This window comes from Micromonospora olivasterospora (assembly GCF_007830265.1).
GTDB lineage: Bacteria > Actinomycetota > Actinomycetes > Mycobacteriales > Micromonosporaceae > Micromonospora > Micromonospora olivasterospora.
The window spans coordinates 2,872,236-2,889,458 of the sequence record NZ_VLKE01000001.1; the positions used below are offsets into that span (position 1 = coordinate 2,872,236).

At 76.2% G+C, this 17,223-nt stretch carries 18 protein-coding genes, 1 pseudogene and 1 riboswitch; of the genes and pseudogenes, 4 read left to right on the forward strand and 15 right to left on the reverse strand.

What is annotated here, in order from left to right; translation table 11 throughout:
- Positions 1 to 23: 23 nt before the first annotated feature.
- From JD77_RS13155 to crtI, 3 genes are read right to left on the reverse strand one after another with little or no spacing between them, the layout of a single operon-like run.
- Positions 24 to 1,004, reverse strand: a complete 981-nt coding sequence (locus tag JD77_RS13155; RefSeq protein ID WP_145774660.1) for a MerR family transcriptional regulator — start codon at positions 1,002 to 1,004, stop codon at positions 24 to 26.
- Positions 994 to 1,614 carry an isopentenyl-diphosphate Delta-isomerase gene (gene idi, locus JD77_RS13160; RefSeq protein WP_145777563.1) on the reverse strand — a complete coding sequence of 207 codons (621 nt, stop codon included), beginning with the start codon at positions 1,612 to 1,614 and terminating at the stop codon, positions 994 to 996. Before idi ends, JD77_RS13155 begins: the two co-directional genes overlap by 11 nt.
- Positions 1,614 to 3,095: a phytoene desaturase family protein gene (gene crtI, locus JD77_RS13165; protein WP_145774661.1), complete on the reverse strand. Its 1,482-nt coding sequence runs from the start codon at positions 3,093 to 3,095 to the stop codon at positions 1,614 to 1,616. Before crtI ends, idi begins: the two co-directional genes overlap by 1 nt.
- Positions 3,096 to 3,252: 157 nt before the next feature.
- Between crtI and JD77_RS13170 the strand changes: the two genes are divergently transcribed.
- Complete coding sequence (locus JD77_RS13170; protein WP_145774662.1) at positions 3,253 to 4,209, forward strand: phytoene/squalene synthase family protein; 957 nt, start codon at positions 3,253 to 3,255, stop codon at positions 4,207 to 4,209.
- 16 nt (positions 4,210 to 4,225) lie between these two features.
- On the opposite strand, the gene JD77_RS13175 is transcribed toward JD77_RS13170, so the two are convergent.
- On the reverse strand, positions 4,226 to 5,290 hold the full coding sequence (locus JD77_RS13175) for a serine hydrolase domain-containing protein (RefSeq protein WP_145774663.1): 1,065 nt from the start codon (positions 5,288 to 5,290) through the stop codon (positions 4,226 to 4,228).
- A 96-nt stretch (positions 5,291 to 5,386) separates the two neighbouring features.
- Here JD77_RS13175 and JD77_RS13180 point away from each other — a divergent pair, with 96 nt between their 5' ends.
- On the forward strand, positions 5,387 to 6,805 hold the full coding sequence (locus JD77_RS13180; RefSeq protein WP_145777564.1) for a dihydrolipoyl dehydrogenase family protein: 1,419 nt from the start codon (positions 5,387 to 5,389) through the stop codon (positions 6,803 to 6,805).
- Positions 6,806 to 6,810: 5 nt separating this feature from the next.
- Here JD77_RS13180 and JD77_RS13185 read toward each other — a convergent pair.
- Positions 6,811 to 7,562: pseudogene (locus tag JD77_RS13185) on the reverse strand (crotonase/enoyl-CoA hydratase family protein).
- A gap of 319 nt (positions 7,563 to 7,881) precedes the next feature.
- Positions 7,882 to 8,080, forward strand: a riboswitch (cobalamin riboswitch).
- Positions 8,081 to 8,115: 35 nt separating this feature from the next.
- On the opposite strand from JD77_RS13185, the gene bluB reads away from it, so the two are divergent.
- Together bluB and JD77_RS13195 are read left to right on the forward strand one after the other, a co-directional pair.
- Positions 8,116 to 8,736, forward strand: a complete 621-nt coding sequence (gene bluB, locus JD77_RS13190; RefSeq protein WP_145774664.1) for a 5,6-dimethylbenzimidazole synthase — start codon at positions 8,116 to 8,118, stop codon at positions 8,734 to 8,736.
- Positions 8,737 to 8,887: 151 nt separating this feature from the next.
- Positions 8,888 to 9,739 (forward strand): Rieske (2Fe-2S) protein, encoded by an 852-nt coding sequence (locus JD77_RS13195; RefSeq protein ID WP_145774665.1) that lies wholly within the window; start codon positions 8,888 to 8,890, stop codon positions 9,737 to 9,739.
- A gap of 79 nt (positions 9,740 to 9,818) precedes the next feature.
- Here JD77_RS13195 and JD77_RS35470 read toward each other — a convergent pair whose 3' ends face one another.
- From JD77_RS35470 to JD77_RS13240, 10 genes are all read right to left on the reverse strand, one after another.
- The gene (locus JD77_RS35470) at positions 9,819 to 10,037 is read right to left on the reverse strand and encodes a hypothetical protein (protein WP_425463563.1); all 219 of its coding nucleotides are present in this window, start codon (positions 10,035 to 10,037) and stop codon (positions 9,819 to 9,821) included.
- Entirely contained in the window at positions 10,034 to 11,077 is a 1,044-nt protein-coding gene (locus tag JD77_RS13200) for a LysM peptidoglycan-binding domain-containing protein (RefSeq protein ID WP_425463564.1), read from the reverse strand. Before JD77_RS13200 ends, JD77_RS35470 begins: the two co-directional genes overlap by 4 nt.
- 16 nt (positions 11,078 to 11,093) lie before the next feature.
- A complete protein-coding gene (locus JD77_RS13205) occupies positions 11,094 to 11,510 on the reverse strand; it encodes a pilus assembly protein TadG-related protein (protein ID WP_281292178.1) in 417 nt (138 codons plus the stop codon).
- A 40-nt stretch (positions 11,511 to 11,550) separates the two neighbouring features.
- Positions 11,551 to 12,024: a TadE/TadG family type IV pilus assembly protein gene (locus JD77_RS13210; RefSeq protein WP_387225808.1), complete on the reverse strand. Its 474-nt coding sequence runs from the start codon at positions 12,022 to 12,024 to the stop codon at positions 11,551 to 11,553.
- Between the two features lie 56 nt (positions 12,025 to 12,080).
- The gene (locus tag JD77_RS13215) at positions 12,081 to 12,506 is read right to left on the reverse strand and encodes a TadE/TadG family type IV pilus assembly protein (RefSeq protein ID WP_425463593.1); all 426 of its coding nucleotides are present in this window, start codon (positions 12,504 to 12,506) and stop codon (positions 12,081 to 12,083) included.
- Positions 12,507 to 12,600: 94 nt separating this feature from the next.
- Positions 12,601 to 12,813: a hypothetical protein gene (locus tag JD77_RS13220; protein WP_145774669.1), complete on the reverse strand. Its 213-nt coding sequence runs from the start codon at positions 12,811 to 12,813 to the stop codon at positions 12,601 to 12,603.
- 25 nt (positions 12,814 to 12,838) lie between these two features.
- Positions 12,839 to 13,705: a type II secretion system F family protein gene (locus tag JD77_RS13225; protein ID WP_170286637.1), complete on the reverse strand. Its 867-nt coding sequence runs from the start codon at positions 13,703 to 13,705 to the stop codon at positions 12,839 to 12,841.
- Positions 13,706 to 13,991: 286 nt separating this feature from the next.
- Entirely contained in the window at positions 13,992 to 14,939 is a 948-nt protein-coding gene (locus JD77_RS13230) for a type II secretion system F family protein (RefSeq protein WP_387225805.1), read from the reverse strand.
- A complete protein-coding gene (locus JD77_RS13235) occupies positions 14,891 to 16,432 on the reverse strand; it encodes a TadA family conjugal transfer-associated ATPase (protein WP_145774671.1) in 1,542 nt (513 codons plus the stop codon). Before JD77_RS13235 ends, JD77_RS13230 begins: the two co-directional genes overlap by 49 nt.
- Entirely contained in the window at positions 16,422 to 17,222 is an 801-nt protein-coding gene (locus JD77_RS13240) for a CpaE/TadZ family protein (RefSeq protein WP_145774672.1), read from the reverse strand. Before JD77_RS13240 ends, JD77_RS13235 begins: the two co-directional genes overlap by 11 nt.
- Position 17,223 lies beyond the last annotated feature (1 nt).

Genomic DNA, 17,223 nt, shown 5'->3' on the forward strand with positions numbered 1-17,223 from the left:
CAGGCCCCTACCGGGTCGTCCAGCTAGTCGCACACGGCCAGGGTCAGCGCGAGCGCCTCGGCGAGATCAGCCGGCCGGAGCACGCCGGCCGGCAGCGCGTCCGCCTGCCAGCCCGGCCCGGCGGCCAGCACCAGCAGCGGCCGGCGGGGGCCGGAAAGCAGCGCGGCGAGCTGGGCCGGGCTGGCGGTGTCCCGGGTGTGCGACCAGAGCACCACGGCGGCCGGTCCGGTGCGGTTCACCGCCTCGACCAGCGCCGCCGCCGGCACCCGGGCACCCAGCGTCCGGTACGCGACGCCGGCCTCCGTCAGGGCGGCGGCCAGCGCCTCCAGCGGCAGGGTGTGCTGCTCCTCGTCCGCGCAGGAGAGTAGGATCCGCGCGGGCCCGGCGGCCGTCCTGCCCCGCGCCACGGCGGCGAACGCCTCCGAGACGCACCGGGACACCAGGTGCTCCACCTCGATCAGGCCGGCGGTGGCGGCGTGCCGGTCGCCGATGCCGGCGAGCACCGGCCGCAGCAGCCGGTCCCAGGTGGCGACGACCCCCTCGGCGGCCAGATGACGCCCGATCGCCTCCGCGATCGCGACCGAGTCCAGGCGTACCGCGGCCCGGGCGAGCCCGCGCGCCGCCGGGCCGGCGCGGCCGACCGGGACGCCCCGCCCGCCGCGGGCCGACCGCCCCTCGCCGACCCGCCCCTGCGCCGCTTCGCCCACAGCCGGCACGTGGTTCGGGTCGCCGTGCGGCGGCCGTTCGTACGGGCTCGCTGTGGGCGTCTGCGCGGCCGGGGCCCGGCGGGCCCACCGGGCCGCCTCGACGGGGGGCACGCCCTCCGCGGTGAGCCTGCGCATGACCTCCAGGCGCGCGAGGTCCGCCGGCGTGTACCGCCGGTGCTGCCCCGGCACGTGCTGGCTGGGCCCGAGCCCGTAGCGCTGGTGCCAGCTGCGCAGCGTGGTGACCGCGACACCCAGCCGGCGGGCCACCGCCCCCGCGCTCAGCGCCTCATCGGCCACCCGGCCGCTCCGACGCGTCGCCGGTGGGGGCGTCGGACCGGGTCACGCTGGTGCCGGGGGCGCCCTCCGCGGGCGGGGACGGGTGCAGCAGGCGGTGCAGCACCCCGCCCAGCCACGGTGCGTACGCGTCGGGGTCGGTGTCCAGGGCGCCCGCCAGCTCCACCGGGTCGACCCAGCGCAGCTCGGCGACCTCGTCCGGGTCGGGGCGCAGCGGCGTGTCGGCCGGTACGTCCGCCCGCAGGACGTGGTCGTACTCGAACTCCACCCGGAGGGTGGCGGGGTCGTCGGCGCGGTAGACGTACACCCCGACGGGGGTGAGGTCGACGGGCCCGGCGCCCAGTTCCTCGGCCAGCCGCCGGTTGGCGGCCTCCGCCAACGGCTCCCCGGGGCCGGGGTGGCCGCAGCACGAGTTGGCCCAGCGCAGCGGGAATCGGGTCTTGACGGCGGCCCGGCGCTGGAGCAGCACCCGGCCGGCCGGGTCGACCAGCAGGACCGAGAAGGCGCGGTGCAGCTGGCCGGGCGGCTGGTGGGCGGCGGCCACGGTCGCCTCACCGTGCGCCCGACCGGCGTCGTCGACCAGCTCGACGAGGTGCGCCTCGCGTGCCCCGATCATCGCGCACCGCCGGTGACCCGGGCGGCGGCCAGCTTGCCGGAGATGAGCACCATCGGCACGCCGACGCCGGGCTGCGTGCCGGAGCCGACGAAGACGACGTTGGGCAGGGACCGGTGCAGGTTCGACGGGCGGAACGGGCCGGTCTGGAAGAGGCTGTGCGCGGACGCGAACGGGGTGCCGGCGGCCATGCCCTGCTCGGCCCAGTCCGCCGGGGTGACCGTGCGCAGCACCTCGACGCCGGCGCCGAAGCCGACGTACCCGCGTTCCTCCAGCGTCGCGACGAGCTGGTCGGCGTAGCGGCCGCTCAGGTCGCCGCGCCAGTCGAGCGGGGCCCGGTCGAGGTTGGGCGCCGGGGCGAGCACGTAGTAGGTGTGCCGGCCGGTCGGGGCGACCGACGGGTCGGTCCGACTGGGGTTGGTCACCAGCAACGACGGGTCGGTCATCAGCTTCCCCCGACGGATCACCTCGTCGAACGTGCCCTTCCAGGACCGCCCGAAGTGGATGTTGTGGTGCGCGATCTTCTCATAGCCCTGCCGTGATCCGACGTGCAGCACCACGCAGGACGGCGAGTAGGTGAGCCGGCGTCGCCGGGCCGGCGGGAGCAGGTCCCGGTAGGCGACCGGCAGGTCGGGGTTGAGCACCACCACGTCGGCCGGGACGAACTCGCCGTCCGCCGTGGTGACGCCGCTCGCCCGGCCGCCGGCGGTCTCGACCCGGGTCACCGTGGTCCCGTACCGGATCTGCACCCCGTGCTTCTCGGCCGCGCCGGCCAGCGCCCGGGAGACCGCGTGGACGCCGCCGCGCGGGAAGTACACCCCGGCCACCGAGTCGAGGTACGCGATGACCGCGTAGATGGCCAGCGCGTCGTGCGGCGCGAGCCCGGCGTACATCGCCTGGAAGGAGAAGATCCGCTGGGTGCGCGGGTCCCGGAAGAACTGCTCGATCTTCGTCTGGAGCCGGCGGAACGCGCCGTTGGCCAGCAGCCGCAGCAGGTTGCCGGTGAGCAGGTCGGTCGGCGCGTCGAGGTTGCGCTCGATGAAGTCGGCCCGCTCCAGCCGCCACAGCTCCCGGGCGTAGTCGACGAAGCGCAGGTAGCCGTCGGCCTCCCGGGGACCGCAGAGCGCGGCGATCCCGGCCGCCATGCGGGTCGTGTCGGTGACGACGTCCAGCGTGGAGCCGTCGGCGTAGTACGCCCGGTACGCCGGGTCGAGCGGCGTCAGGTCGAGCCAGTCGCCCAGCTCCTCGCCGACCGCGCCGAGCGCCTCGGCGATCAGGTCCGGCATGGTGAGGACGGTGGGTCCGGTGTCGAACTCGTACCCGTCGACGTCGAGCCGGCCGGCCCGGCCGCCCGGCACCGGCTCGCGCTCCAGCACCGTCACCTGCCGGCCGCCGCCGGCCAGATGGAGCGCGCAGGCCAGCCCGCCGAGCCCGGCGCCGACGACGACCACCCGGTCCGTCGGTCCCGTCACGGTTCGCACGTGGTCACCTCCTTCGGAACGTCGGCCGCCGGCGCTCCACCATTCCAGCGGCAGGCCGCCCAGTCGCGCCCGACAAACCGCGTCGCCGCCCGCCCGGCGAGCGTACCGTAGGGTTACGAGTTGCGTCGATTGATGCGTCGCTTTGCCGAGGAGGGCCGTGGACACCGACCTCGCCGCCGCCTACGACCGCTGCCGCGAGCTGCACAGGCGTCACGGCCGCACCTACTATCTCGCCACCGGCCTGCTCCCCGCCTGGAAACGCCGGCACGTGCACGCCCTCTACGGCTTCACCCGGTACGCGGACGAGATCGTCGACCGCATTGAGGACACGTCGCCGGACGAGCGGGCGGCCCGACTCGACGACTGGTCGGCACGCTTCCTGGCCGGGCTCGGCGGCGCACCCGTCGACGACCCGCTGCTGCCCGCCGTCCTGCACACCATCGCCGTGTTCGACCTGGACCGGGCCGACTTCGCGGCGTTCCTGCGCAGCATGGCGATGGACCTGACGGTCACCTCGTACCGGACGTACGACGACCTGCTCGACTACATGGAGGGCTCCGCCGCCGTCGTCGGCACGATGATGCTGCCGATCCTGGGCAGCTCCGACCCGGCCGCCGCCCGGGAGCCCGCCCGCCAGCTCGGCCTCGCCTTCCAGCTCACCAACTTCATTCGGGACGTGGCCGAGGACCTGGGCCGCGACCGGACGTACCTGCCGGACGAGGACCTCGCCGCGTTCGGCGTCACCCGGGAGGACCTGCTCGCCGCCGTCGCCGGGCGCCGGAGCACCCCGCGGATCCGGGACCTGATCGCGTACGAGGTGACCCGTGCGCAGGCCCACTACGCCGCCGCCGCGCCGGGCATCCCCCTGCTGGCACCCGGCTCGCAGGCGTGCATGCGGACCGCGTACGCGCTCTACGGCGGCATCCTCGACGAGGTGGCCGCCCAGGGCTACGACGTCTTCGCGCGCCGGGCCCGCGTATCCGGGCGACGGCGGCTGGCCGTGGCGGGGCGCGCGCTGCTCGCCCCGGCCGGCACCCCGGTCACGCTCCCCGGCCCGAGGCCCAAGGAAGGGCTCCCTGTCCACGCATTCGGTCGCGCAGGGGCCCCGTCCTAACCACCGCCGCCCCCGGTCATAGGCACGAGTGCAGCGCCTCGACCAGTTCGTCCACCCGGTCGTGGTCGGCCAGCCGGGCCGTGGCGTACGCGAACGTGTAGCCGCGCGCCGGGTCCGCCCAGGCGCTGCTGCCGCCGATCCCGCCCATGCCCCAGCTGCCGTCCGGCTCCCACTGCATGCCCAGCGTCCAGCACGCCCGGCGGTCCAGCACCACGTCCGGCCCGTCGTACTGGACCCGGGTCGCCTCGGCGACCAGCTCGGGGCTGAACAGGCGTACCCCGTCGAGCGTGCCGCCGGCGAGCAGGCCGGCGTAGAGGCGGGCCAGCCCGGCGGCCGTCGCGTGCAGGTTGACCGCCGGCACCTCCGCGCCCCGCCACACCGGGCCGTTCAGCACCGCCGGGTCGAGGCCGCCGGCCGGGTTGCCCAGGGCCCGCGCCCGCGGCGAGCCCGGCTCGCCCAGCGTCCGGGCCGGCCAGCCCGGATCGCCGTACGACAGGTCGGCGCACCGCCGCCGGTCCGCCGGCCCGAGGCCGAAGCCCAGGTCGAGCCGCCACGGCCCGGCGATCTCGTCCGCCAGGAACCGGCCCACCGACCGGCCGTCCACCCGCCGGACCAGCTCGCCGACCAGGTGCCCGTACGTCCAGGCGTGCTCGCCCGCGACGGAGCCCGGCTCCCACTCGGGCTCGGCGGCGGCCAGGTCGGCGCAGAGCAGCGCCCAGTCGGCGACCGCCTCGGCCGGACGGGGCACCGGGAACGCCGGCAGCCCCGCCGTGTGGCTCAGCACCTGCCGCACGGTGGCCCGGGCGCGGAACGCCGGCCAGTGCGCGGCCACCGGGTCGTCCAGGCCGAGCCGGCCCCGGTCGACGAGCGCCAGCAGGCACAGCGCCGCCACCGGCTTGCCGACCGAGTACACGTTGACCAGGGTGTCCGGCCGCCACTCCCGCCCGCCGCCGGCGGCCCCGCCGACGACGTTCACGACCGGCCGCCCGTCGTACCAGACGGCGAGGGAGGCCCCCGCCTCCCGGCCGGTGGCGAGCAGGTCGTGGAAGCAGTCCAGGACCGGGGCGAAGCGTGCGTGCATCCGGCCACGGTAGGGCCTGCCCGCCGGGGCGGGCGCGGCAATTCCGGCCCGGCGGGGGTGGCCGCGGCCCGCCCGGTACGGAATGCTGGCGTGGTGGTGCAGCCGGAACTGGTGGACGTGGTCGTGGTCGGGCTCGGCGTCGGCGGCGAGGAGGTGGCCGGGCGGCTCGCCGAGGCCGGCCTGCGGGTCGTCGGGATCGAGCGGGGCCTGGTCGGCGGGGAGTGCCCGTACTGGGGCTGCGTCCCGAGCAAGATGATGATCCGGGCCGCGAACGCCCTCGCCGAGGCCCGCCGGGTCGACGGGCTCGCCGGCACGGCCCAGGTCCAGCCGGACTGGGCGCCGGTGGCGAAGCGGATCCGCGAGGAGGCCACCGACACCTGGGACGACACGGTCGCGGTGCGGCGGTTCACCGACAAGGGCGGCCGGTTCGTCCGGGGCGACGGCCGGCTCGACGGCCCGGGCCGGGTACGCGTCGGCGACCAGGTCTTCCAGGCGCGGTACGGGATCGTGCTCGGCACGGGCACCCGTCCCGTCGTCCCGCCGATCGACGGGCTGGCCGACACCCCGTACTGGACCAACCACCAGGCGATCGAGGTCGAGGAGCTGCCGGGGTCGCTGCTGGTCCTCGGCGGCGGCGCGATCGGGCTGGAGCTGGCGCAGGTCTTCGCCCGGTTCGGGGTCGCGGTGACCGTCGTCGAGGCGATGGACCGGGTGCTCGCCGTCGAGGAGCCCGAGGCGTCCGAGGTGGCCGCGGCCGCGCTGCGCGCCGACGGGGTGCGTGTCGAGACCGGCCTGCGGGCCGAACGGGTCAGCCACGACGGGCGGGTGTTCACCCTGCACGGCGCGGGCGGCGTCACGTTCACGGCCGACGAGCTGCTGGTGGCGACCGGCCGGCGGGCCGACCTCGACGAGCTGGGCCTGGAGACGGTGGGCCTCGACCCGTCCCGGCGCCACCTGGCGGTCGGCGACCGGATGCGTGCCGCCGAGGGGATCTGGGCGGTCGGCGACCTGACCGGCGAGGGCCCGTTCACCCACGTCGCCATGTACCAGGCCGCCGTCGTGATCGCGGACGTGCTCGACCACGCCCGGCAGGCCCAGCCCGGGCCGGACGCCGGCAGCGCCCTGAGCGGGGTGGCGGGCCCGGCCGGGGTGCCCCGCTCCGACTACCGCGCGCTGCCCCGGGTCACCTTCACCGACCCGGAGGTCGGCGCGGTCGGGCTGACCGAGCGGCAGGCGCGGGAGCGCGGGATCAACGTGCAGGTGGGCGTCAGCCAGCTCGGCTCGTCGACCCGGGGCTGGATCCACCGGGCGGACGGGCTCATCAAGCTGGTGGCCGACGCCGACCGGGGCGTGCTGGTCGGGGCGACGTCTGTCGGGCCGGCCGGCGGCGAGGTCCTGTCGGCGCTGGTGGTGGCGGTCCACGCAGCCGTGCCGATCGGCCAGCTGCGTCAGATGATCTACGCGTACCCGACGTTCCACCGCGCCATCGAGGACGCCCTCCGCAACCTCCGGTAGCGCCGCTATGCCGGGGTGCCGTGCCGGCCCGCGCCGGCCGCGAAGCGGGCCGCGCCCGCCGCCGCATCGGCGGCCAGCGACTCGACGCCGTACGCGAGCTCGACCGCCAGCGCCTGCGCCTCGGGCAGGCCGGCGCAGGCCAGCACCGCCGCCCGGTCGTTGCGCAGGCACGTCTGCGGGTGGCGGGCGATTTCGGCGGCGAGTCGCTCGGCCTCCGCCCGGGCCTCGCCCGGCGCGACCAGCCGGTTCACCAATCCCATCCGGTACGCCTCGTCCGCCGGCACCGGCCGCCCGGTGAGGATCAGGTCCAGCGCCCGGCTCTCCCCGATCAGCCTCGGCAGCCGGACCGTGCCGCCGTCGATCAGCGGCACCCCCAGCGCCGGCAGAACACCCCGAGCACCGCGTCGGACTCGGCGATCCGCAGGTCGCACCAGAGCGCCAGCTCCAGCCCGCCGGCCACGGCGTACCCGGAGATCGCGGCGAGCACCGGCTTGGACAGGCGCATCCGGGTCGGACCCATGGGGCCGTCGCCGTCCGGCTCGACGCGGTTGCCGCTCGGGGTGCCGATCGCCTTCAGGTCCGCGCCGGGGCAGAACGTGCCGCCGGCGCCGCAGAGCACCGCGACCGCCGCCGCCGGGTCGGCCTCGAACGCGCGGAACGCGTCGGCCAGCGCCCGCGCGGTCGGGCCGTCGACGGCGTTGCGGGCCGCCGGCCGGTCCAGGATCACCGTGGTCACCGCGCCCGCGTCTACGGGCATGCCGGTCCTGCTGCGGGCTCGACCCGTACCCCCATCGGGACAGCATGCCGCCCCGGGGCGCCGGCGCGCCAGGGCGGCGCATGCGTGGGCCTCAGCCCTCGTCGCGGCGGGCCAGCTCGCCGCGTCGGCCCCGAGCGCGGTGGCGGTCCCGGCGCTCGTCGCGGCGGGCCAGCGTGGCGCCTCGGCCCCGAGCGCGGTGGCGGTCCGGCGTTCGTCGCGGCGGGCCAGCGTGGCGCCGAGGGCGGCGGCGACCACGCAGCCGACGCCGGCCAGCTGCGGCCAGGCCAGCAGGAGCGACCGCATCTCCACTACGATCGGCGGCGGCACGATCATGTGAGGTGCCCCACGCGAGTGGGGAGAATCGGGAAGCCGGTGCGAATCCGGCACGGGCCCGCCGCGGTGACCGGGGAGCCACCGTCCACGCGCGCAGAGCGCAGCCACTGGCCGCACGGCTGGGAAGGCGGGCGGCCAGGCGTCGATCCGGGAGTCCGAAGACCGGCCTCGCGTCGACCGCCCGCCCGTACGGGTGGGCCGAGCGCAGCGGGAGCCTGCCGTGGAACTGTACGACGCCATCCACCGTCGCCGTGACGTCCGAGCCCAGTTCACCGGGGATCCGGTGCCCGAGGAGACCCTGCGTCGCGTCCTCGCTGCGGCGCACGCCGCGCCGAGCGTCGGCTATTCGCAGCCGTGGGACTTCATCCTGGTCCGGGACGCCGACACCCGCCGCCGCTTCCACCAGCACGTCCAGGCCGAGCGGGACACCTTCGCCGCCACCCTGGACGGCCCGGCCGCCGAGCGGTTCGCCCGGATCAAGATTGACGGGGTGCTGGAGTCGACGCTGTCGATCGTGGTCACCTACGACGCGGCCCGGGGCGGCCCGGCGGTGCTCGGCCGGCATGCCATCGCCGACGCCGGCCTCTACTCGGTGTGCCTGGCCATCCAGAACCTCTGGCTCGCCGCCACGGCCGAGGGGCTCGGCGTCGGCTGGGTCTCCTTCTACCGGGAGCCGTTCCTCGCCGAGCTGCTGGGCGTACCGGACGGCATCCGGCCGGTCGCGTGGCTCTGCGTCGGGCCGGTCACCCACCTGGAGGCCGTACCGGACCTGGCCCGGCACGGCTGGCGCCACGCGCGCCCGCTCGCCGAGGCCGTCCACCACGATCGCTGGCCGGGCTGATCCGCTGGCCCCCATGGCGGCGGTATGGCGGTATCCGCGCCGGGAGGATGCCCCCGTGTCGGTGACATGCTGGTGTCCGTTCCCGGCGCGGCCGGCGCGAATTGTCGCCGTCGCCCGGTTTGCGGCCGCTTCCGCCGGGAAGTCGGACGGCATGCGGGCACTCTTGACGAAACTCGAACAGAACTCGGCGCTGGACCGGGCCGGCGACCGGTTGCAGCGCGGTGTCCAGGCCACCCTCCGGCCGCAGCGGGTCCGCGACCTGCTGCACGGAGTGTTCCTCGGGCACCCGTTGCATCCGGCGATGGTGCAGGTGCCGGTGGGTGCGTGGATCAGCGCGGCCGTGCTCGACCTGATGCCGGGGCAGCGCCGGGCCGCCACCGCACTGGTCGGGCTGGGCACGGTCAGCGCCCTCCCGGCGGCGGTCGCCGGGCTGAACGACTGGGCGGCCCTCGCCCGCGACCAGCGGCGGGTCGGCCTGGTCCACGCCGCCGCGAACACCGTCGCCCTCGCCCTGTACGCGGGCTCGCTGGCGGCGCGGCGGCAGGGCCGGCACGGGGCGGGGCGGATGCTGGCGTACCTCGGGCTGACGGCGGCGAGCACCGGCGCGTACATCGGCGGGCACCTGGCGTACAAGCAGGCGGCGCAGGTCAACCAGAGCGTCTCCGAACTGCACCGGATCAGCGACGGCTGGAAGGCGGTGGCGGACATGGCCGCGCTGCCGCAGCGGAAGCTGATCACGCGCGAGGTGGACGACGTCTCGGTGATCCTCTACCGGCACGGCGACGACGTCACCGTGATGCTGGAACGCTGCCCGCACCAGAGCGGCCCGCTCGGCCAGGGCGAGGTCACCCAGGTCGACGGGCACGACTGCGTGGTCTGCCCGTGGCACGGCAGCACGTTCCGGCTCAACGGCGGCGAGGTCGTGCACGGCCCGGCCGCGAACGACCAGCAGATCCTGTCGAGCCGGGTGATCGACGGGGTGCTCCAGGTCCGACTGCCCTGACTGCGCCGCCCGCACCCCGGCGTCGGCTCCGGGACGGGGCGTGGGTGGTGGCGGCAGGTGCGGGGCAGCGGTGTGCGGGTCAGTCCCGGCGGTGCCGGCCGGTGACGAAGGCCCGCGCGCCGGCGGTGGCGCGCGCGGTGGTGGTCCGGGCGGCGGAAGCGGCTCGGGCGGTGCTGGCTTGGGCGGTGCTGGCTTGGGCGGCGGCGGGCCGGCGGCGCAGTCCGAGAACCGCGCCGATCTGCGCACCGACGATGCTGGCGACGGCGAGCACCGCCGACACCGCGAGCGGCCGGTTCACCCGGTCCTCCGCGCCGGCCCGGGACGCCCCGGCGGCCATCGCCGGCTGCCCGCCGGCCGGCGGCTGGCCCACCTGCTGCGTCGACTGGGACGACCCGGCCGCCGGCTGACTGGCCGACGGCCCCGGCGAGGGGCGGGTGGCCCGAGGCGACGAGGGCGTGCCGGGAGCGCCGGACCCAGCCGGGTCGGCCGGGGACGCCGGAGCCTCGGACGGCGCGGCCGGGGACGCCGGCGGGCGACCGGGTCGCCGGGGGCGGGGGCCGCCGGCCGGGCCACGAGCCGGCCGGTGGCGTGCGGACGCGCCCCGCCGTCCTGGCTGCCGTCGGGGAGCCGGATCAGCTGTCCCGGGCGGATCCGGTCGGGGTCGCGCAGCCGGTTCAGCTTCGCCACGTCCCGGTAGCGGTCGAAGTCGTCGAGATAGCGCTCGGCGACCTTGCCGAGGTAGTCGCCCCTGGCCACCCGGTAGACCGTCGGCCCGGCCTGGTCCGGCGCCCCGACGGCCGTGGCGGCCGTCGCCGCTGCTGCCTGGGCGGCCGCCGGAGGCGTCGCGGCGGCCGGAAGGGCAGCCGCCAACCCGTGGGCCGCCGCCGGGTACGCCGCCGCTGCCGCCGGGGCAGCTGCCGCGTACGGGCCGGTCAGGGCGGTGGCGGCGCTCGCGGCCGGGCTCGCCGCGATGATCAGCGCGACCGACCCGACCAGGGCGGCGGCGGCCCGCTGCTGACGGCTCATGCCGGGCAGCCGGGGAGCCGGCCGGCGCACCGACTGCGCGCCGAGTTCCACGAGCACGGAGAGGGCGAAGGTGGCCCACCCGAACCAGCCGACCAGGGCGAGCGCGCGCAGGAGGAGCCGCCCGTCGTCGCGGCTGGTGAGCGTGGTGCCGATCTCGGCGAGGGTGGGTAGGTGGTCGGGCAGCGGGTTGCCGGCGAACGCGATCAGCGCCACCGGCGCCCCGACCAGCACCGCGACCAGCACGACCAGCGCGCCGAATCCGGTGAGGACCTGCCCGGCCCGCCGTGCGGCGGAGCGACCCCGTGCGGCCATGGCGTGCCTTCCCTTCCTACGGGCCCTCGGTGAGCGCCCGCGCGGTGGCCTCACCGGAGACGGTGACGGTGTTGCCGAAGCCGAAGAGGCCGAGCATGTACCGGTCGTAGGTGACCGTGACGTGGACGCGGATGTGCTTCTCCCCGTCCACGACCGGGAATTCGACGGAGTGGTTGGTCACCCCGGCCGCGGCGAGGTAGCTGCCCACCGTCGCCCGGGCCGCCGCCTCGTCGATCTCCTTGGGGCCACCCTCGATGGCCCGCGCCCGGTCGATGGACTGCCCGCCCGTCCGGGCCGCCTCGGCGGCGAGGTTGTCAGCCCGCTGCGCCGACCGCAGTTGACCGGCGCCGTCGAACGCCAGGCCGATGATCGCGAGCACGCCGATCATGGCGGCGGCCAGGAACAGGCTGACCCGGCCGTCGTCGCCGCGCAGCCACCGCGCCCGGCGGGATCGGGGGTGGGCGGGGGCCGGGTCACGACCGGCTCCGGTAACGGTCCAGCGGGGAGGTGAACGTGGCGGAGACCGTCCGGCTGCCGGGCATGCCGGGCAGCAGCGACAGGTGGATGTCCGCGAAGGAGACCGTGCAGCTCACCTGTACGGTCACGGCGGCGGGCTGCCCGGGGTCCGTGGCGTACGCCTGCTCGAAGGTGGCCGGCGTGCCGTTCACGTTGCCGGTGAGAGCCAGCGCGGGCTGCCCGACACAGTTCGCCCGCTGCCAGTCCAGCTGGGAGCCGGCTGCGGCCCGGGCCGCATCGCGGGCGGCCTCGGCGTCCCGGGAGATGGACGCGGCCCGGGCCGCGTCGTGCGCCGCCGACTGGACCGCCTCCTGCGCGATCGCGGTACGCCCGGCGACCCCGGCCAGCACCATCAGGGCGATGAAGGCCGGGGCGAGGACGGCCACCTCGACGGCCACCGAGCCGCGCTCGGATCGATGGCCGCCGGGCACCGGCCGCCGCCACCTCTCCGAGCGTTCGCGCAGTTGGCGAACCCGCCGCACGACGCTCATCCCGTCCACCGTTCGGCCGTGCCGTGGGCGGTCTGCCGTACCGCGAAGTCGACGCCCGGGACGACCGACAGGGACCGGCCGGTCACCGTGCAGGTCACCTCGGTGGTGTCGGTCACGCACGCCGGGCCGGGCTGCTCCCAGCCGACCAGCCAGTCACCGGCGGTGGTGAGGAACGCGACGGCCCGCGCCTCCCCGGCGCCCGGCGGGGCCAGGTGGACGCGCTGCGCGTTGACCGCGGACTGCGCGGCGTTCAGCGCGGTGGCCCGGGCGACGAACCAGGCGGCGACCTGGATCGAGCCGAAGAGCAGCACCAGGATCGCCGGCATGACCACGGCCAGTTCCACCGGATTGGCGCCCCGGTCGGTTCCGTACCGGGTGAGCCGCCGCCCGGCGGCGGTGCGGCCCCGGCGGATGCTGAGCAGAGCGCGGCGCAGGGGCCGCCCGACCCGCGCGGGCCGGGCCGGTCGGCGGGTGCCGGCCGGCTCCGCTCCGCGAGCGCGGGTCGAGCCATGCGGGTCAGCTCCCGGCGCCGGGGGCGGTGTTGTTCGGGATGGCGTTCATCCAGTCGTTGGCCTTGGTCAGGGCCAGCGCGGTGACGGCCATCGCGACGGCGACCAGGCCGAAGATGATCACGGCGGTCGGCACGGGACTGTCGCCGCGCTCGCCGTCACGGCGCAGCTCGGCCAGCCGTGTCCGCAGCGCGACGTGCAGGTAGGCGATAAAACTCATGACGGTGCTCCTTCTCGGGGTGGGTTCACAGCCGGGCGACGAACGGGTAGACCATGAAGCCGAGCAGGACGAAGACCAGCAGCGACCCGGGGATGTCCAGCCGACTGGTCACCGCCTCGGCGCGGGCGAGGTTGTCGGTGCGGATCTGGTCGCGCAGCGAGTCGGCCCGGCTGCGCAGCGTCTCGTGCACCTGCGCCCCCTCCCTGCCGGACGAGCGCATGATCGCCCCCACGTCGCCCAGTTCCGGGATGCCGATCTTCTCGGCCAGCTCGCGCAGCTCGTCCCAGGGCGAGTGCATCTGCATCTGGGCGATCCGCAGCGACTCCCGGATCCGGTCGAACACCCAGCCGTCGCAGATCGCCGCCGCCCGTTCGAGGGCCTGCACCGGGCCGTGCGCAGCGGAGAGCTGCAACGCGACCAGGTCCAGGTAGGTGCAGACCGCCTGGCGGAACTCGTCCCGGGCGGCGGCCGCGCGCACCAGCACGGCGCGGTGCGCCAGCAGGGCGGCGACCAGTGCCATCCCCAGGCTCCCCAGCACCGGTACGACCACCGGGACCGACCCCCCGCCGAGGAACAGCAGGGTCGCCGCGAGGGTCGGCGCGACCAGCCCGACGAGCGCGGACAGCAGCACGGACAGGGCGTACTGCTCGGGGGTCTGGTCGATCAGCGCGAGCTGCCGGTGCGGCGGGCGCAGCCAGCGGGCGAACCCGCCGATCCAGTCGAGGCTCCGCCCGGCCGGGGCGACCCGGGCGGCGCCCGGCGGCTGGTGCAGCCGGCGCAGGGCGGGGCCGAGCGCGGGGGTGGCCGGCAGCGCCTCGCGGACCACCAGGAACACCCCGAGCCCCACCGCCGCGCCGCCGCCGACGGCAAGGGTGAGCTGCCAGTTGAGGATCATCGGCGCCCCCTTTCGTTCGCGACTGCGGGGCTCCGCTTCGCTGCACTCCTCGCGCTCACGGTGCCTTCTTTGTTCGCGACTGCGGGGCTCCGCTTCGCTGCACTCCTCGCGCTCACGGTGCCTTCTTTGTTCGCGACTGCGGGGCTCCGCTTCGCTGCACTCCTCGCGCTCACGGTGCCTTCTTTGTTCGCGACTGCGGGGCTCCGCTTCGCTGCACTCCTCGCGCTCACGGTGCCTTCTTTGTTCGCGACTGCGGGGCTCCGCTTCGCTGCACTCCTCGCGCTCACGCGATCGCCTCCGCCGGGTCGGGGGCGGGCAGGAACCGCGCCGGCCTGGGCGGCTGGCTCATCGACCGCACCCAGGCCAGCAGGCCGACGAACGCCGCGCCGAGCACCGCCATCACGAGCTGCCCGACCGGCGTGCCGTACGGGCGGACGTACTCGGTGTTGACCAGCCCGTACGCCAGGGTCAGCAGGGTCATGCCGGTGAGGAAGCGGACGGCGAACCGCGGCTGGGTGCGCTTGGCCTCGATCTCCCGCCGGGTGGCGACCTCGGCCGCGGCGGCGCTCGCGATCGAGCCGAGTACGTCGCCGAGTCGTTCGCCCCGGTCGCTCAGGTGCAGGATCAGCGCCGCCACCACCTGGTCGCAGACCGGGTCGGCGATGTCGTCCGCGAACGCGAGCAGGGCGGACCGGGCCAGCCAGCCGGCCTGGAGCCGGGCGGCGAGCAGCCGTACCTCCTCCTCGATCTCCTCCGGGACGGTGGCGATGGTGCCGATGATGGCCTGCTGGAGGCCCTGGCCGGTGGCCGAGACGTCCTTGAGCCGGCGGGTCCACTCGCCGACCGCCTCGATCCGGGCGATGGCCCGCTGTTCCGTCCGGCCGACGGAGAACAGCCACGGCGTGCCAGGCACCGCCACGCCGACCAGCAGCCCGACCACCGGCAGCCCGGTGAGCAGGAAGGTCAGCGCGCCGGCCAGCACCGCGCCGCCGAGCAGCAGTTGGTGGTGGCGTTGCTCGCGGGGGGTGGCGCCGGGGCCGAGCCAGAGCCGGCGCAGCCCGCGCCCGGCGCCCGGGGCCGGGCCGGACGGCCGGGTGGTGCCGACGAGCGCCACCACGGCGAGCACCAGACCGGCGACGCAGGCGGCGCCGGAGACCATCGCGATCAGCTCGACGTTCGCGCTCACCGGGCCACCGCCGGTGTGAGGCGGCTGTGCCGGGGACGCTGCCAGGCGCCCGCGCCGGCCTCGATCCACCGGCCCAGCAGGCGGGCGTCGTAGCCCACCCGGAGCAGTTGGTCGCGGACGCGTTCGGGCAGGTGGCGGGGGATCGCCCGGCCGTCCGGGCCGGGACCGAAGACGGTGGTGGTGACGATCCGGTTGCCCTCGCCGACTCCGATCACCTCCTCGACGTGGGAGACGAACCGGTGCTTGCGCCCGCCGATCGCGGTCTCGTCCTCGACGGAGACGTAGACGATCAGGTCGAGGGCGTTGCCGGCCATCCGGCGCGCCTGGTCGACCGTCATCTCCCGGCCGTGGGCGAGCGCCAGCTCGACGATCCGCTCGCCGACCCCGGCGGGGGTGCGGGCGTGGATCGTGCACATCGAGCCCCGGCTGGTGGTCATCGCCTGGAGCATCGGGACGATCTCCCGGGACCGCACCTCGCCGACGACGATCCGCAGCACCCCCATCCGTAGCGCGACGGGGATCAGGTCGGCGATCGTCACCTCACCGGCCGGCCGGCCGTCCAGCCCGCGTTCGCCGTGCCCCTCGCGCGCCTCGAAGCTCATCACCGCCCGGTGCCGGGAACCGCGCCGGGCCGGCAGCAGCTCCCGGCTCTCCTCCAGCAGCACGTACGGCTCGTCGGCCGGGATCTCGTCCATCAGGGCCCGGACCACCGTGGTCTTGCCCGCCCCGGCCAGCCCGGCGACCATGATGTTGAGCCCGGCCCGCATGGAGGCCCGGAGGAAGTCCCGCAGCAGCGGGTCGATCATCTCGTCCAGGTCGCCCCGGCCGCCAGCCAGGTCGTCGAGGCTCACCTCGAGGGTGTTGTGCTTGCGGATCACCGCGTACGGGCGGTGGCTGACCAGGAACACCGCGGCCAGCCGGCTGCCGTCCGGCAGTTGCAGGTCCAGCGTCGGCTTGGACGTGGACAGCGAGCGCTCGGTCGCCCCGGCCCGGCGGGCCGCCGCCTGCAGGATCTCCACCAGTTCGTCGTCGCTGTCGGCGATCGGTTCGGCCCAGTCGACTCCGCCGCCGTGCCGGGTGATGCGCACCTGGTCGCAGCCGAGGATGTGCACCTCCTCGATGGTGCCGTCGACCAGCAGCGTCTGGAGCCGGCCGAGGCCGGCCAGCTCGGCGGTCACCTGGTCGAGCAGCAGCCGCTCCTCCCCGGCGGGCATCGGCGTGCCGGCCCGGCGGACCGCGTCGGCGTACTCGGCGACCACCGCGACGGCGAGCCGGGCCCGCTCGACCTCCTCGGCGTCGGCGTCGAACTCCCGGCCGCGCTGCCACAGGGTGAGCCGCTCGCTCAGCTCCCGGCGCAGCTCCCGCACCACCGCGAAGTCGACCCGCGGCCGGGCCGCCGGGGGCGCCGCGGGCGGCGCGGAGACGGAAGATGGCGCGGGCTGGTGCCGCCCGTTCGGCGGTGGCAGCGGCGGCGCGGTCGAGGTCGCGCCGGGCTGCTGGGGGCCGCGGGGGTCGTGCGAGACGGGCTCAAAGCGCATGCGGCACCCCCTGCGCCGCCGGCCAGGCCAGCCGGGCCCGGCGCCGGTCGAGCAGCGCGCGGATCGGCACCTCCAGGGCGCCGGCGGCGCGCATCAGCGGCCGTCCGGCCCGCACGGTCCCGCCGAGGGTGAGCACCTCGGCCGTACGCGGGTCGTCCGGCAGTCGCGCGATCACCGGCAGCCCCAGCGCCTTGCTGATCTCGCCGCTGGCGTGCCCGTCGCCGACCGGCAGCAGCCGCAGGGTGCCCGGCGGGACGCGGTGCTCGGTGAAGTCCCGCTGGATCGTCCGGACCATCGCCCGGGTGGCGGAGAGGTCGGGCAGCTTCGCCCGGGTGACCAGGAGCACCACGGCGGCGGCACGCAGGATCGGCCACGGCGGGCCGGTGACCTGGAGCCGGCCGCAGTCCACCAACACGTCGTACGGCGGCTCGCCGCGCTCCAGCCCGAGGAAGTAGTCGGTGAACCGCTGCCAGAGCGGGGTGACGCTGCCGGCCTGGGCCGGGTCGACGACCCCGGGCAGCAGCAGCCGTTCCCGGCGGGGCGCGTCCAGGTCGACGAGCTGCGACCAGAACGCGCTCTCCAGGCTGCCGTCGCGCAGCTCGCCGACGGCCAGCTCGCCGATGCCCCGGGGGCCGTCGAGCGCGCCGCCGAGGTAGCCGGCGAGGACCGAGCCGCCGGACGGGTCGCACTCGGCGAGCACCAGCCGCCGGTGCCAGGTCAGGGCGCAGGCCAGCGCGGCGGTGGTGACGCCGGGCGAGCCCTTGGCCGAGACCAGCGCGATGACCGCCATG

What these genes read in the sequence shown, in the direction of transcription:
- JD77_RS13175 (WP_145774663.1), bottom strand. Translation starts at nt 5,290, where the DNA reads ATGCACGCACGCTTCGCCCCGGTCCTGGACTGCTTCCACGACCTGCTC.
- JD77_RS13195 (WP_145774665.1), top strand. Translation starts at nt 8,888, where the DNA reads ATGCGGGCACTCTTGACGAAACTCGAACAGAACTCGGCGCTGGACCGG.
- JD77_RS13200 (WP_425463564.1), bottom strand. Translation starts at nt 11,077, where the DNA reads ATGGCCGCACGGGGTCGCTCCGCCGCACGGCGGGCCGGGCAGGTCCTC.
- JD77_RS13220 (WP_145774669.1), bottom strand. Translation starts at nt 12,813, where the DNA reads ATGAGTTTTATCGCCTACCTGCACGTCGCGCTGCGGACACGGCTGGCC.
- JD77_RS13235 (WP_145774671.1), bottom strand. Translation starts at nt 16,432, where the DNA reads ATGCGCTTTGAGCCCGTCTCGCACGACCCCCGCGGCCCCCAGCAGCCC.
- JD77_RS13240 (WP_145774672.1), bottom strand. Translation starts at nt 17,222, where the DNA reads ATGGCGGTCATCGCGCTGGTCTCGGCCAAGGGCTCGCCCGGCGTCACC.